12 protein-coding genes are annotated in these 14,775 nt (G+C 47.2%); 7 read left to right on the top strand and 5 right to left on the bottom strand.

Annotation, left to right across the window (positions count from 1 at the left end; translation table 11 throughout):
• Nucleotides 1–79: 79 nt before the first annotated feature.
• From ACLVWU_RS14685 to ACLVWU_RS14670, 4 genes are all read left to right on the top strand, one after another.
• The gene (locus tag ACLVWU_RS14685) at nucleotides 80–391 is read left to right on the top strand and encodes a class I SAM-dependent methyltransferase (RefSeq protein ID WP_413575594.1); all 312 of its coding nucleotides are present in this window, start codon (nucleotides 80–82) and stop codon (nucleotides 389–391) included.
• Nucleotides 392–608: 217 nt separating this feature from the next.
• The gene (locus ACLVWU_RS14680) at nucleotides 609–1,586 is read left to right on the top strand and encodes a PAS domain-containing protein (protein WP_413575593.1); all 978 of its coding nucleotides are present in this window, start codon (nucleotides 609–611) and stop codon (nucleotides 1,584–1,586) included.
• 70 nt (nucleotides 1,587–1,656) lie between these two features.
• The gene (locus ACLVWU_RS14675; protein ID WP_413575592.1) at nucleotides 1,657–3,831 is read left to right on the top strand and encodes a patatin-like phospholipase family protein; all 2,175 of its coding nucleotides are present in this window, start codon (nucleotides 1,657–1,659) and stop codon (nucleotides 3,829–3,831) included.
• Nucleotides 3,832–3,849: 18 nt separating this feature from the next.
• Nucleotides 3,850–4,941 (top strand): AI-2E family transporter, encoded by a 1,092-nt coding sequence (locus ACLVWU_RS14670; RefSeq protein ID WP_413575591.1) that lies wholly within the window; start codon nucleotides 3,850–3,852, stop codon nucleotides 4,939–4,941.
• 3 nt (nucleotides 4,942–4,944) lie between these two features.
• On the opposite strand, the gene ACLVWU_RS14665 is transcribed toward ACLVWU_RS14670, so the two are convergent.
• The 3 genes from ACLVWU_RS14665 to ACLVWU_RS14655 are packed head-to-tail and all read right to left on the bottom strand — an operon-like array spanning nucleotide 4,945 to nucleotide 10,671.
• Nucleotides 4,945–6,372: an efflux transporter outer membrane subunit gene (locus tag ACLVWU_RS14665; RefSeq protein WP_413575590.1), complete on the bottom strand. Its 1,428-nt coding sequence runs from the start codon at nucleotides 6,370–6,372 to the stop codon at nucleotides 4,945–4,947.
• Nucleotides 6,362–9,532 carry an efflux RND transporter permease subunit gene (locus tag ACLVWU_RS14660; protein WP_413575588.1) on the bottom strand — a complete coding sequence of 1,057 codons (3,171 nt, stop codon included), beginning with the start codon at nucleotides 9,530–9,532 and terminating at the stop codon, nucleotides 6,362–6,364. Before ACLVWU_RS14660 ends, ACLVWU_RS14665 begins: the two co-directional genes overlap by 11 nt.
• An 8-nt stretch (nucleotides 9,533–9,540) precedes the next feature.
• On the bottom strand, nucleotides 9,541–10,671 hold the full coding sequence (locus tag ACLVWU_RS14655) for an efflux RND transporter periplasmic adaptor subunit (protein WP_413575586.1): 1,131 nt from the start codon (nucleotides 10,669–10,671) through the stop codon (nucleotides 9,541–9,543).
• Nucleotides 10,672–10,896: 225 nt separating this feature from the next.
• Between ACLVWU_RS14655 and ACLVWU_RS14650 the strand changes: the two genes are divergently transcribed.
• A complete protein-coding gene (locus tag ACLVWU_RS14650; RefSeq protein WP_413575585.1) occupies nucleotides 10,897–11,145 on the top strand; it encodes a zf-TFIIB domain-containing protein in 249 nt (82 codons plus the stop codon).
• Between the two features lie 46 nt (nucleotides 11,146–11,191).
• Here ACLVWU_RS14650 and ACLVWU_RS14645 read toward each other — a convergent pair whose 3' ends face one another.
• Together ACLVWU_RS14645 and ACLVWU_RS14640 are read right to left on the bottom strand one after the other, a co-directional pair.
• Nucleotides 11,192–11,899, bottom strand: a complete 708-nt coding sequence (locus tag ACLVWU_RS14645) for a hypothetical protein (RefSeq protein ID WP_413575584.1) — start codon at nucleotides 11,897–11,899, stop codon at nucleotides 11,192–11,194.
• A 49-nt stretch (nucleotides 11,900–11,948) separates the two neighbouring features.
• Entirely contained in the window at nucleotides 11,949–12,431 is a 483-nt protein-coding gene (locus tag ACLVWU_RS14640) for a hypothetical protein (RefSeq protein WP_413575583.1), read from the bottom strand.
• Between the two features lie 269 nt (nucleotides 12,432–12,700).
• On the opposite strand from ACLVWU_RS14640, the gene ACLVWU_RS14635 reads away from it, so the two are divergent.
• The gene (locus ACLVWU_RS14635; protein ID WP_413575582.1) at nucleotides 12,701–13,039 is read left to right on the top strand and encodes a hypothetical protein; all 339 of its coding nucleotides are present in this window, start codon (nucleotides 12,701–12,703) and stop codon (nucleotides 13,037–13,039) included.
• Between the two features lie 8 nt (nucleotides 13,040–13,047).
• Nucleotides 13,048–14,649 (top strand): S8 family peptidase, encoded by a 1,602-nt coding sequence (locus tag ACLVWU_RS14630; protein ID WP_413575581.1) that lies wholly within the window; start codon nucleotides 13,048–13,050, stop codon nucleotides 14,647–14,649.
• Nucleotides 14,650–14,775: the final 126 nt, after the last annotated feature.

Below are 14,775 nucleotides of genomic sequence, written 5' to 3'. Positions count from 1 at the left end.
GAATGACATTAAAATGCTGGCAAAATCTGCCCAAGAAGTTGGCTTTTTCCTCTGAAATTCTTCATATAAATACCAGTCCATGGAAAAGAAAAATCTCGCAGTCGCCCCAGATCATACCGCTGTCCGCGTGGCCCTTTGGAGGGCCCTTCATGTCCAAGTGGACCCGCCTCCCCATGTTTTTGACGACTCGCTGGGGGCGGTCATTGCCGGGGAGGAAAATTGGCGCAGCCGCTCTGATATGGAGATAAATTTTTCAAAAAGTATGCGGGCTTCGATCGTGGTTCGGGCAAGGTTTGTTGAGGACCTGGTGGAAGAATTGATTAAGCAATGCGTCAGCAGGGGCTCAAGTCTAGAGAAAGCAACAGCGTGCCGCCAAAGGCTTCGATATTAACTTCTCGCCGCGGGGACTTTACCCCTGCCAAACCTGAGATTTTGTTTCGACAAGGTATCGATGTCTTTGCCCAAAGACGCGAATTTGGCAACCTTTCAGCAGTTGGCGAAACTGACGAAGTTTAACTCTTTTGAATCACCTCACACGTAAGTATTAAATTGCTGTCCTTACGGGAATCGGTTTATATGGAACACTATACCCGGTAGTGAGGCTGCACTTGACACTGGAAGATCAGGAAAAAACGTCAGGACATTTTAATTTCTGGTTACTCCAGAACCGGATCACATATTATTCGTTGATTGCGATCCTGCTGTTGTCGGCGATTTTTGCGACAGGGGTGATGTTGTTTCCAGCCTTCATCACTTCGCAATTCGTTGCTTTTATTGTTTTGATTCCGGCTTTGGCGTGCCTTGCGGTGGCAACTTGTCACGCATCCAATCTTGAATCATCGCGGGCTTTAAAGGAATTTCAGGATATGCATAACCGGGTGATTGAAGCCGAAGGCTCTCAGATCACGTTGGACCGTTTTTTTTCCATATCCAGTGACTTGATGGCGGTTGCCGGGAAAGACGGTTTGCTAAAAAAAGTCAGCAGATCCCTTATCAAAACCCTGGGATATAATGAGCAAAAGCTGCTAAGCACACCTTTCGTTGAATTCATTCATCCCGATGACCGCGAGTCCACTCGAAAAAACATTGAGTCTTTGAATATGGGAGTTCGTTCCGTCGGGTTTGAAAATCGATATCAAACGTCCTCAGGGGACTATCGCACTCTTAGCTGGAGTGCGGCTGCAGATATGGAATTGGGAGTCCGATTTGCGTCGGCTCGTGATATTACAGATGAGCGAAACTTTCAGATACGTGTGCAGAAGATTTTGGATGTGGCGCCCTTTCTTTTGGTGGTGAAGGATACCACGGGAATTATCACCAGTTGCAATGCGGCCTTTGCGAATGCGATCGGCGTTGATCGCGACCTGATTATTGCCCGGCACCAGGATCAGTTTAAAGAAAGCGGATTACTAACTTCATTTGCGCGTGAGCAAGAAGTGATTGAATCGCAAAGAGCCGTGACTTTTGATGAAGACATTGTGGTGCGGGGCGTACAAACTCGGTATCACTCAACCGTTTTTCCAATTCACGATCAAATGGGCGAAATCGCCTCTGTGGGCAAAGTTTCCTTAAAAGCCGGAAATTGAATTTCTTGTTTGTTTGCAGCTGAACTGATTTTTTTTAGTCAGCGCGAATGGTCGATGTAACTCTCATTAAATGCGAAATATATATGCCTTAATTGTGGTGATATTGATACTGCCGTTAAGTTCCCTGTCAGCGGAATCCCGAAGGCCGCGCATCGGTCTGGTGCTTGGTGGTGGCGGTGCAAGGGGAATGTCACACGTTGGTGTATTGGAAGTACTGGAAAAGAACCGTGTCCCAATAGATTGCATTGTCGGCACCAGTATCGGTTCTCTTGTGGGAGCCGGGTACGCCGCAGGTCGCACTCCCCAGGAAATGAAAGAACATATCCAGGCCGCTGATTGGTCGCGAATGTTTTTGGCGAGGCCGCCTCGCGAGACCTTTCCCTTCCGTCGTAAACAGGATGATGCCCTGTCCATGTTGGGAGTTGAAGTAGGCCTTAGTGATAAAGGACAAATACTGCTTCCGTCCTCTGCCATCAGTACTCAGGAAATTGAATACTTCTTACGCAAGTTGACCTACGGTTTGACGGTTCCTGACTTTGATGACCTGACAATTCCGTACCGCGCGATCGCGACAAATATTGTGAATGGTGAAATGGTTGTCGTGAAGGATGGAGATTTGGTTACAGCTATGCGCGCCAGTATGGCTGTGCCCGGCGTTTTTCCGTCAGTGCCCAGTCAGGGGCGGCTTTTGGCGGACGGAGGATTGGTCAGAAATCTTCCTGTGGATGTTGCCAGAAAAACCTGCGCGGATGTGGTAATTGCCGTAGACGTCAGTTCAGCACCACTTCAGCGGGACGAGATTCGCGGTATTTTTTCAGTCATGGATCAATACACGCGTTTGATGATGATCCAAAACGTGCAGCCTCAGTTGGAAACTTTGACATCGAAAGATGTTCTGATCAGTCCTGTCTTTAACGATCTGGGCTCCACGGACTTTGGAAAAAGTGAACCTTTGATCAAGGCCGGTGCCGATGCGGCATTAAAAGTGCTTCCGAAAATTGCCAAGTATTCGCTCTCTGAAGCCGAGTATGACAAATGGAAGCAAAACCGCGAAGCCCGAAAAAGTTCTCCTAAGAATCTTGTTAAGATTTCTGTAGGAGAAAGTGGTTGGGTAAATCCTAAGACTCTGGTGGGTGAATTAGATGTGAAAACGGGGGAAGTATTTCCTGCGGAATCATTTCATAAGCAGTTGATGTCATTGTACGCGACCGGTGATTACAGTCAGTTAGACTATGAACTGCATGAAGGAATCAACGGGCAAGATCTTTTGGTACTTCCTGTTGAAAAAAGCTGGGGCCCGAATTATTTGAACTTTGGTTTGAGCCTGGGAACTGATTTTGAAAGTTCATACCCATGGAATTTAACGGCGATGTATCGTCGAACGTGGATCAATGACCTGGGCGCAGAATGGAAGACCATCGCTCAAGCCGGTAACACCTCAAGAATTAGTACCGAGTTCTATCAGCCATTGGCCGTGGGAAGCAGCGGATTTGTCGCCCCATATTTAAAGTACTACAGAATTCCTTTGGCGATTTGGCAGGAGGGTGAGGAGATTGCCAAGTACAAATATTCGAAGCTCTCATTAGGCGCAGACGTCGGGGCGGGATCCAGATTCGGAGAGTTGCGATTTGGACCGGCATACAATGTTTACAGTGCCTCCCGTTCCATTGGCCCTTCTGTTCTGCCTAACTCCAGAACTTATGACTACGGCCTTCGGTTGAATCTGTTCTATGACCAATTGGATAATTATTTTTTCCCAACCGACGGACAGTCTTTGGATTTGTATGCCTACTATTCGATCGGAGCCTCCGAGGATATTAAAAATTATGGAATTTATGGTCTGCAATTCCGGGATGCTCTTATGGCAGGCAAGGGAGCATTTCAATTTACATTAAAGGGACAAACTTCAAGTGGGGATAGCAGTGTCTTGGCAGACGTTAGCTGGCTGGGTGGTTTCCTGAATTTGTCCAGCTATCGATATCAGGAGCTAATTGGCGATCAATTGGCGTACGGCTCTGTTCAATACTATCATCCCACAGGACTTTTTTCAGGAAGTTATTGGGGGCTGGCGGCAGAGACGGGACGGGTCTTCAACTACTTTGATGAAAGCGTGGCCGATGATTGGCATTACTCGGGAACGATGTATCTTGCTTATGACAGTGTGCTGGGACCAATGTATTTCGCAACTGCATACGGTGATAATGAAACGTGGAGTTTCTATTTCATGCTGGGCAAACAATTTTAAAAATGGAAGGGTTCGAATATGAACACCGAATGGGGACTGGCTAGAAACTTATTTGCATCGATTTTCATACTGCTTTTGATTGCGGGAAGCTTCGCCATCATGACACCATTTTTGCCGTCATTAATTTGGGCGACTATGATTGTCGTTGCGACCTGGCCTCTTTTGGTAAAAGCGGAAAGAATGTTTGGAAGTCGGAAGTTGGCAGTCACGACAATGGTTGTTGTCATGTCGATGATAGTGATTCTGCCCTTGATGGTAGCAAGCTATGTGTTGCTGACTCATATTGATGAAGCTTACTCGTGGCTTAAGAATATCAAAAGTTTTACTTTGCCTTTGGCTCCGGCAAGCTTAAGCAGTATTCCTTTTGGCGATCGTATCACAAGTGAATGGAATACGATTGCCGTGAAGGGACCGGGGGCCTTAGCTGAAGCGTTGCGACCCTATTCAAGACGTATTTTGAATTTTGTAACGGATATGGCGCAAAGCACGGGACTGCTTTTTGTGCATTTGATTCTGACGACTATTTTGGCGGGAATTCTGTATGCTAAAGGTGAAGTCGCGGCGAAAGGTGCCATTATGTTTTGCCGGCGTATTGACGGCGACAGAGGCGAGTCAGCGCTGATATTGGCTGGGCAATCCATCAAATCTGTAGCGATGGGAATTGTGGTGACGGCATTGCTTCAGACCACTTTGGGAACTTTGGGGGTGTGGTTTGCTGGTGTGCCTTATGTGGGAATACTCGGGGCGGTCATGCTGGTTTTGTGTATTGCTCAAATCGGGCCGATAATACCGATGCTGATTGCGGTGGCTTGGTTGTTTAGTCATGATCAGAATCTGGCCGGCTCCCTTCTTGCGGCTTGGACTTTGGTTGTTGGATTGATGGACAACGTAGTTCGGCCCTTGCTGATAAAACGCGGTGCCGACTTGCCGTTACTGCTGATTTTTGCTGGCGTTATCGGGGGGCTGTTGGCCTTTGGTGTCGTAGGACTTTTCATTGGTCCGATGACCTTGGCAGTGGCATTTAGATTGGTGGAAGCTTGGACGAAGGAAGTTCCCAAGCCCAGAGTTTTTCCATTTACGGCAGAGCCACAAAGACCTTTGGATCATTAAATGCTATTTTGAATTATCCTGTGGGCGCTCCCATCCTCCTCCGAGCGCCTTGTAAAGATCAACGACGGAAACCAGTCTGGATTGCTGCGAGCGAACTAAATCCAGCTGGACATCGAACAGTTGGCGTTCTGCATCCAGCACTTCCAGGTAGGGTGATTGACCATTTTTGTAGCGAAGGTTTGCCAGATACAAATTTCTTTCGACAGCCGTGACTTGAAGCTTTTGGGCATCGACAACTTCACCGAATGATTTGTAGGTTCTCAAAGAGTTTCTAACCTCGACAAAAGCATTTTGAATCACTTGACGATACTGGGTTAAGGCTGCTTTTTGGCGGGCTGTTGCGGCCTCAACCATGTATCCCGTTCTGCCGGCATTAAAAATAGGCATCGAGATTCCAGCTCCATAAGAATAAGTTTGGGATTCGCCTTTAAAAAGATTTTTCAGTTCGGAACTTTCAAAACCAAATCCACCTGTCAGTGAAATAGTTGGAAAGTAGTAAGCCTTTGCCGCACCAATATAAGCGTTCGCTGAAATCAGATTCTGTTCTGCAGCGGCAATGTCTGGTCTTCTTTCCAATAATGAAGACGGAAGAACTGTGGGTAGTGCTGGGGGAGTGACAATTTCATCCAGTCGGCGTCCTCTGGCGATCGGAGCTTCAATGATGGCGCGGGGATCCCGGCCAATCAGCACTGATAGAAAGCTTTCAGCTTTTGATACCTGGTCTTCAAGTTTTGATACTGACGTTTGTGCTGAATACATTTCTGCTTCAGCCTGACGGGCATTCAGCTCGTTGCCGACACCACCTTTAAATCGTTTGTAAATCAAATCAAAGGAACCCTTGCGTGATTCCACAGTATTCTTTGCGATGTTGTGTTGAAGGTCCAAGGAGCGGAGAGCAAAGTACCCGCTGACCACCTGACTGATTAAAGTCAGCTGGACGTTGACACGATTGAAGTCTTCTCTAAGAAGCTGAGCTCTGGCTGCTTCGTTGCTGCGACGAATTTTCCCCCAAAAGTCGATCTCGTAACTAAATAAAACACCCAGAGAGAAAAAGTCAGTGTCGGCATCTGTATCAGGCAGAATCAGCGTAGGTCCGGTTTCCGTGATCTTTTCTGTTCCCGCTAATCCCCGTAAATCCAAGGTCGGAAAGTATTCAGATTTGGCAATTCCCAACCGTGCGCGCGCTTCCTCGACACGGGCCATTGCCAGCTCCAGATCCAGATTGTGATCCAGTGCGGAGCGAACAAGTTGCTCCAAAGTGGGGTCACCGAACTGCTTCCACCAGTTCATTTCAATTTTAGCAGCTGCGGTATCAGAGTTGGAAATGCTTGCCGGAAACTGAGTTTCGGGACGTTTATAGTCCGGGCCAAAAGCGCAGGATGTAGTTAGACTAAGAAGGCCAAGTACGGAACCTATTCGTTTATAGTTCATGCGGTCCTCCTGCAGCGGCAGGTTTGACTGGCTTCACTTTGTGCTCGTCTTTCTTAACTTTTGCTTTTTTAAGTTTCACGGACATGACGATCACAAAGAACATGGGGATAAAGAAAGTCGCAACAAATGTACTGACCAGCATCCCTCCGATAATTCCTGTTCCGATCGAGTGACGACTGGCCGAGCCAGCACCGCTGGAAATCGCCAAGGGAACGGCACCCAGAATGAACGCCAGGGAAGTCATGACGATGGGGCGAAAACGCAGGCGGGAGGCTTCGATCGCTGCTTGTGTGGCATCCAGGCCTTCATGCATTTTCTCGACGGCAAACTCGACGATTAGAATTGCGTTCTTGGCGGATAAGCCAATCAAAGTGACCAATGCAATCTGGAAGTACACGTCGTTTTCCAGTCCACGTAGCCAGTTGGCGGCCAGGGCGCCCAGAAGGGCGTAAGGAACAGAAAGCAGAACTGAAAGTGGCAGTCCCCATTTTTCATATTGGGCTGCAAGAATCAGAAATACGAAGATCATGCCGTATAGGAAGACCGTGGCGGAGGCGCCGCCGGTAAGTTTTTCCTGATAGGCTGTTCCTGTCCAGGCGATGCCGTAGTCATTTGTTAGATTCTGCGCGAGCGCTTGTTCCACGGCGGCAATTACCTGCCCTGAACTGTAACCTGGAGCAGGGCTGGCAATGATACGACTTGCTGGAAAGATATTCAGGCGTTCAACGATTTCAGGTCCGGTCACTCTTTGAACGGCAAGGATGGACGTCAGTGGAACCATGCTGCCCGTATCGGATCTGACATAGATATTGCGAATGTCATCGGGGCGGGCGCGATAGTCGCCTTCAGACTGTAATTGGACTTTGAACGTTCGACCAAATTTATTGAAGTCATTCACGTAGTAACTTCCGAATGTTGCGGCCATGGCATCGAAAACAGTATTAATGGGTACTTGATAGGCTTTGGCTTTTTCACGGTCCAGGTTCAGGTAAAGTTGTGGGATATTGGCACTGAAGTTGGAGCTGACTGCACCAACTGCCGGATTCTTTCGCAAGTGTTCGATAAATTTAGTCGTAGTCATTGCCAAAGTTTTACTGTCGGCGCCGCCACGGCTTTGCAGATAAAACTCAAGTCCGCCTGTGGTACTCATACCGACGATGGCTGGTGGGCTGAAGGCAATGATGTTTCCGTCACGGATGAATTGATTCAATCCAAAAAGACTTTTCACAATGGCGCCAGCGGATTGATCTTCTTTCGGGCGGTCTTTCCAATCTTTTAATGTGATGAAGCTGGTGGCGGTGTTGGTTCTGTTGGAACCAGTAATCAGATCAAACCCGGCCAGGGAAAAGACGTCACGCACATTGGCGTTGTTTGAGGTGAAGTTGTCCATTTGATCTGTGACTTTGATGGTTCTGGATAGTGCGGCGCCATCCTGCAGATTTGGAACACCAAAGACGTAACCTTGATCCTCTTCGGGTACTAGGCCGCTGGGTAGAATTTTAAAGAAAGCCATGATTCCGAAACAGCAACCGATGAAGAGCACCGAACTGATCATTACACGTTTATTGAAGAAGGTGACTCCACCAACATACCCCGCCGTAATCCGGTCAAAGAATGTATTGAACCCGCGAAAGAATCGGTTGGGTTCGTGAATTTCATCCTGCAGGATCAAAGCACAAAGAGCCGGGGTGAGTGTCAATGCCACCAATCCGGAAATTGCCACTGAAACGGCGATGGTAATGGCGAACTGTTTATACATTTGCCCGGCCATGCCTCCGACAAAGGCCACCGGAATGAACACGGCGCAAAGTACAAAAACGATCGCGATCACGGGACTGGTGACTTCTTCCATGGCTTTGATCGTAGCTTCTTTTGGTTTCAGTTTTTCAGTCCGCATAATGCGCTCGACGTTTTCCAGAACCACGATCGCGTCATCGACGACTAAGCCGATGGCCAGAACCAGACCAAACAAAGTCAAAGTGTTGATAGAGAATCCCAAGGCATACATACCCGCAAATGTCCCGATAATTGAAACCGGAACAGCGAGGCAGGGAATAAGTGTTGCGCGCCAGCTTTGCAGGAACAGATACACCACCAGAAAAACCAGAATCATGGCTTCCATAAGTGTTTTGATAACTTCCTCAATGGACACTTCGATGAATTTAGTCGTATCGAATGGGATGTCATAGGCCAATCCCGGAGGAAACTTTTGAGAAAGTTTGTGCATCGTCTCTTTGACTAACTCAGCTGTGTGCACCTGATTTGCTCCGGGCGCAAGATAAACACCGATTCCAATTGCGGGTTTGCCATTCCACTTGGTCGCAACGTCATAACTTAGGGCACCCAGTTCCACGCGCGCGACATCTTTAAGTCTTAGCTTAGATCCGTCATTGTTAGAGCGAATGATAATGTCTTCAAACTGTTTGGGATTGTCCAGACGTCCTTGAGTGGTCACTGTAAAAGTGAAATCCACAGGATTGCTTAGAGGTTCGGCTCCGACTTTTCCGGCGGCAAACTGGGCGTTTTGTTCTTTTACCGCTTTGATAACATCGGTTGCGGTAACCTTTAATTGAGCCATGCGGTCAGGCTGCATCCACAGACGAATCGAATAGTCCTGGGCTCCAAAAATGGAGGCATCCCCAACGCCGGGAATACGTTTAATTTCATCCAGCACATTAATCAGCGCATAGTTACTGATATAGACTGAGTCATAGCGAAGATCCGGAGCGCGAAGTCCGATGATTTGCAGAATTGCCGAAGACTTCTTTTTTACGGTGACGCCCTGGCGACGAACTTCTTCAGGTAGGGAGGGCATGGCAATTTGCACGCGGTTGTTAACGTTGATGGTGTTTTGATCGGGATCTGTTCCAATCGCAAAAGTCACCGTAAGGATCATGTCACCGTTGCTGGAATTGGTGGACTGCATGTAGAGCATGTTGTCGACACCATTGACTTGCTGTTCAATCGGAGCGGCGACGGTCGAGGAAATTGTTTCCGCCGAGGCGCCGGGGTATTTTGTGGTGACTGATACCTGTGGAGGAACAATTTCAGGATACTGCGAAATGGGCAGGGCCTTGATTGCCGCATAACCGGCAATCATAAAAAGAAGAGATATCACGGCCGAGAAAACAGGTCTATTGATAAAGAATTTAGAAAACATGGTTCACCTTACTTCTTGGCGATGGCATTAGGACTGACAACTTTCACTTTTTGACCATTGCGAACCTTGGCGGCACCTTCAACGATGATCATTTCACCGCCGCGCAGTCCGCGGTTTATCAGTATGTCACCGGCAATTTCCTGCCCCAATTCAACACCCACCTGACGTGCCACGCTCTCGGGTGAAATAGTGAAAATCACGGGTCCGTTCTGAGTTTGCACAACAGATTTTTGGGGGATCGCGATTGCATTTTTGATAACGAAGCCCTTCATGTAAACGCGAACGAACTGTCCAGGTCGTAAAGAGGCATCTGCGTTTTCAATGCTCGCCCGTGCCTTAACTGTTCCAGTGGATGTATCGACGATTTGGTCATTGAAATTCAAGTAACCGATTTTGGGATAGAATTCCCCGTCACCCAGTTTTACCTGCACCTCCATTTTTTCCAGACTTTCAGGGCGGCCCAGTTTTCCCTGAGCTGCCAGTCGGCGCAATTCCAGCAGTTCCGAGTCGGTATAACTGAAGTTCACATAAGCCGGATTGGTTTGCGAAATCGTGGTGAGCAGTGATTTTTCGGAATTGGCTACAATCAAACTTCCTTCAGCCACGGTCTCTTCACTGGTGTAGCCATCAATCGGGGCGGTCACATCAGTATAGCTGAGATTGAGTTTTGCTTCTTCTAATTTGGCTTTTGCAGCGTCGAAGGCTGATTTTGCGGCACTGTACATGGCGACAGCATCATCGCGATCTTTTTGGCTGACAGCATTTTCTTTGTACAACGGAACGATGCGATCCATGGACTGTTTGGCATTGATCATCCGTGCTCGTTGAATCTCGACTTCACCTTTAGCCTGAGCGGTTGCGGCGATATAAGGTGCGGGATCGATTTTGAAAAGAAGGCTTCCTGATTTAACCTTGTCACCCTCTTTATAGTAACGTTTCAGAAGAATCCCTCCGACGCGGGCTCGAACCTGAATGTCGCGAATGCCGGAAATCTGGCCGACAAACTCTTTGGTCAGAGGAATATCTTTCGCTACGACCTTCATGGCTGTCACCTCCGGCACGAGTTGTTGCGCTGTCGGAGCTTCTTTTTTCGTGCAGGCCAATGTGAACAGTAACAATCCAAGAATCACTATCTTCATAAGATCCTCATTCTTCTGTTTATACCGGGCTAGGATAAATTCAGTACCAAGGGATTTATTACTTACAGATTTAATATCAAGACCCTAAGTCGAGTATGTATTTTGGCGGTTATTGAGATTCAAATTCGAAGGTCATCTTTTTAAGCGAAGATCTTCATTTCTATTATCTATTATTCTGATGACCTGCATCTTTGTTAAATTACCAAGAATGAAAGGAAGGTCATAATGAAGTGTCCAAGTTGCAAAGATAAAGATCTGGTTATGAGCGAGCGCAAAGGCGTTGAGATTGACTATTGTCCGGAGTGTCGTGGTATCTGGCTGGATAAAGGGGAATTGGATAAGATTCTGGAAAGGTCCCAGCAGGAGGATTCTTATGCGAAACCTGCGCAAGATACCTATATGAATTCACAACCCAATTATGGGCATAAGCCTTATAAGAAAAGAAAATCTTTTTTTGAAGAGCTGTTTGATTAGGATCTGATTCGAGAAGAGCAGGCATGACAGCCTGCTCTTTGGTAATTTAGTAAGATTTAACTTTCAAATCACCTGATCCTGATTTGGCTTCGACTGCAAAACCAGCGTCCTTGTTGGTGCCGAACTCATTTTCCATGTGCCCCGTGGCTGCCATGATTTTTGCTTTAATTTGACTTCCTTTTGGTAAAAGCAAAGTTGAATTGCCGCTGCCATTTTTTAGTTCTGCTTTGCCTTTGTCTGGTAAAGATGTGTAGGTCAACATCATATTTCCAGAGCCTGTTTTTACATCGGAACTACCAGTGATCCCTTTGATTTCAATGTTACCGGCTCCAGATTTTCCTTCAACCTTGGTGAAGTTTCCTTCAGCCATGATGGAGCCTGCTCCCATTTTAAAATCCAAATCGCCCTGCGTGCCTTTGGTAATGACTTTGCCAGTTCCCATGGATAGATCTAACTTAACCATTTTCGGCACTTTGATATCCAAGTCGACGATACACTCCGCTTTACCTTTGCGTTTTACTTCGACCAAAAGCTTTGTGCCAGAGCGCTCAGCATTGACCTTGCACATATCAGGCATTGTGTTTTTTGTGATTGTGATTGTGGATTGGGTGCCTTCAACGGCCGAGATATTTAATTCGCCATTGTAGTTTTCAACATTGACTCTGGTAATGCCGTTGGCATCGAAGGTGCGGGCGTCTGCTGCAAAAAGATTTTGCGACGCAAGACAGGTGGCAAGAATTAATATTTTGTTCATGACTTCTCCTTGTAAGAACAAATCTACACAAGGAGGTTTATTAAGATACTTACTTTTTCTTAATTTTAAATTCGATCTGACGTTTGATTGATTTGCCCAAATTGTCGCGAGTCACGGCGAAGGTCAAAGTCCACTCAGTCTTATTGGACTTATCCAGGGTGATCTGATGCGCCTCTTCACTCCAATTGGATGTGTTCTTGATTTTGTCTGTCGTCAAAGTGGACACTTGATCTTCGACTTCAAATTTATCGTCAGAGGTCATCCAGAAGTCACTGTTAACTATCGCCTCCGCATCAGATTTAAATACAAATCCCACTGAAGAGCCTTTGCCCTTTGGATTTGACTCTGGACGAGCAGTGCCAATAGTCACTGATTTCAATTTGCAGTCTAATTGGAATGTCTGACCGGCACAGCCAGTGATAGAGTATTGGCCATAGTCGTTTTTAAAGGGTGGTTGAGGGGGCGTTCCTTCCTCGGCTTGTGCAAAGACAGAAAACGCAGAAACAATCAGAAGCACGCTAAAAACTCTCATTGAACCTCCCTTTATTCATAAATGATGGGATGTTTCAAAGAGTGTGTCAAAGCGGGGGGATTGTCCCAATGCATCCAAAATGACGCAATCCGTATGTTTCTCAATACACTTTGAATGTTCCTCTGTTATTGACAACTTTTGGTGAAACCAATAACCCCTCACGCATGCGTAAAATATTACTAAATCTAATGTTCGTTTTTATCAGTGTTCCAGCTTTGTCCTGCCCTGAACTTTCAGGCAAATTTGACTGCGAGGGGACAGCAGGTCCGGTGAATACTTTCATTTTTAGCACAGGTGTTGAGGCTGAACAGGCCGTCTATTACGTCAATGGCACCAAGCTGGTTGCAAACGGGGTTCCAGAAACCCGCAATCGTGGCGATTCATTCCCTTCAATCTACACAGCGAAATGCGAAGGCCAGAGCCTTCATACCCGTATCCAAACATCTGTTTCCTCGGCAATGTGTCCAACCATGCCTCTAGCGGTGGAATCAATTACTGTTTTCACCCGTAACGGCGAGCAAATCGAAATGGACGATCGCACGATCCTTCGCTGCCCGGATAAGGCACCTATGAACATCCACCACACTTACACTTGCAAAAGAAAGTAGGAATTCAAATGAACTTCCAAAAGCAAATGACACTTCTCGCTGTCTTCGCATTGTCTTTGATTGCCTCTTCGGCAAGCGCTGCAAAGTTCCTGGTTTCATTTAAAGAGCCATCCCGTGCGCAGAACTTTAAGGCAAAACTTCAGTCTGCTGGTGTTCAATTGGTGGAAGATCTGGGGGAGTTGAAAGTCCTTATCGTGGATGCAAAAAATCAGGAACAGATCATGAGTTTGGTGGACGCCAAAGATCTGAACTTCATTGAAGCACAGCAAGTGTTTGCGGCTCCGAAAGTTCAGCTGGCTGCGACGCCATCCGTGGGGCTTCCGCGCATGACGTTGATGAGTGGCCAACTTCCAGTTTCTCAAGGTCTTGCGATGATTAAAGTTCCGCAGGTGTGGGGGATGAGTCGAGGCAAAGGTGCCCGAGTTATGGTTATTGATTCCGGTATTGATGTAAATCACCCGGCCTTCGCAGGGCGCATTGAACAAGTGCGCAACTTTACCGAAGACGGTGACGAACAGGATGTTACTGATACTTCCAAACACGGCACGCATGTAGCCGGCATTATTGCGGCCCAAGCCGTGCAAGAAGCTGTGGGTGTGGCACCTGAGGCAAAACTTTTAATTGCAAAAGTTTGCGGTATTAAAGGTTGCTCGACCGACGCAGTTGCCAGAGCTCTGGGATGGGCTTTGCGTGAAGATGTAGATGTTGTGAATCTGTCTTTAGGCGGTGGCAGCAGTGTTGTGGAAAGATTCATGATCAATCAGTTGGATGGTCATAAGGTTCCGGTTGTTGCGGCTATGGGTAATAGCGGTTCTGAAGCAACTCCATTGCCAGCGGGGTACCCTTCGGTGTCTGCAGTGGGTGCGGTGGATATGAATGGCAAGCGTGCAGAGTTTTCGAACTGGAGCGCCGCTTTGGATATTATGGCGCCAGGTGTGGGCATTCGCTCCTCTGTACCATTGGGAACGGGTCGCGTTGGTATGGCAAGCTTCCAGACTCAGGCAGGATCCTTCCAGGTTCTTCCTTCGGTTACGTTTGCTGATGTTCCTAAAGCTTCACTTAATAGCTTAGCGGTGTACGGTGAATTTGGCAGCGTTGATGAGCTTGCCAAGATCGCAGTTGCTGGAAAAATTTTGGTGGTGAAACGCGGAAATCTTCCGTTGCTTGATAAAATCAAAAATGCGCAGAATGCGGGAGCCACAGCGATCCTTATTTGTAACAATGATTCTCCATTGGCTAGTGGCTCACTGAGTGAAGATCCAACCGAGATTAAAATTCCGGCGATGATGATTGAAAAAACTGCGGGCGAGGAACTGATCGGTAATTTGGCGAAGTCCTCCTCATTGATTGTTCGTCTTGAAGTTCAAGGTGCAGATTACGCGGAATACAGCGGCACCTCGATGGCATCCCCTTACGTTGCCGGAGTTGTGGCTTTGATGAAATCCGTGGTTCCTGGAATCACTTCATGGAAAATCCGTCAGATTTTGGATGGCACTGCCACTCCAATCAAAACGGAAATTCCTTATCAAACAGGCAAAGGCTTGGTGAATGCCAAAGCTGCCGTTGACGGTGCCTACGCAGTTCGAAAAAAGTATAAGAAAATTAAATAAGAAGTCCTCAAACAACCCCGGCCACAAGTCGGGGTTTTTTTTTGTCGTGCCCGATGTTCGTCCAGCGATAATCGTCCAGATTAAAAACGAAAACAAAATCAGTATGTTATGCGACAGGGGAAATAT

Origin of the sequence: Bdellovibrio sp. HCB290 (assembly GCF_047305925.1) — a bacterium.
Classification (GTDB): Bacteria; Bdellovibrionota; Bdellovibrionia; order Bdellovibrionales; family Bdellovibrionaceae; genus Bdellovibrio.
The sequence above is the reverse complement of the archived record's forward strand: the minus strand, read 5'-3'. Positions and strand labels throughout refer to the sequence as shown.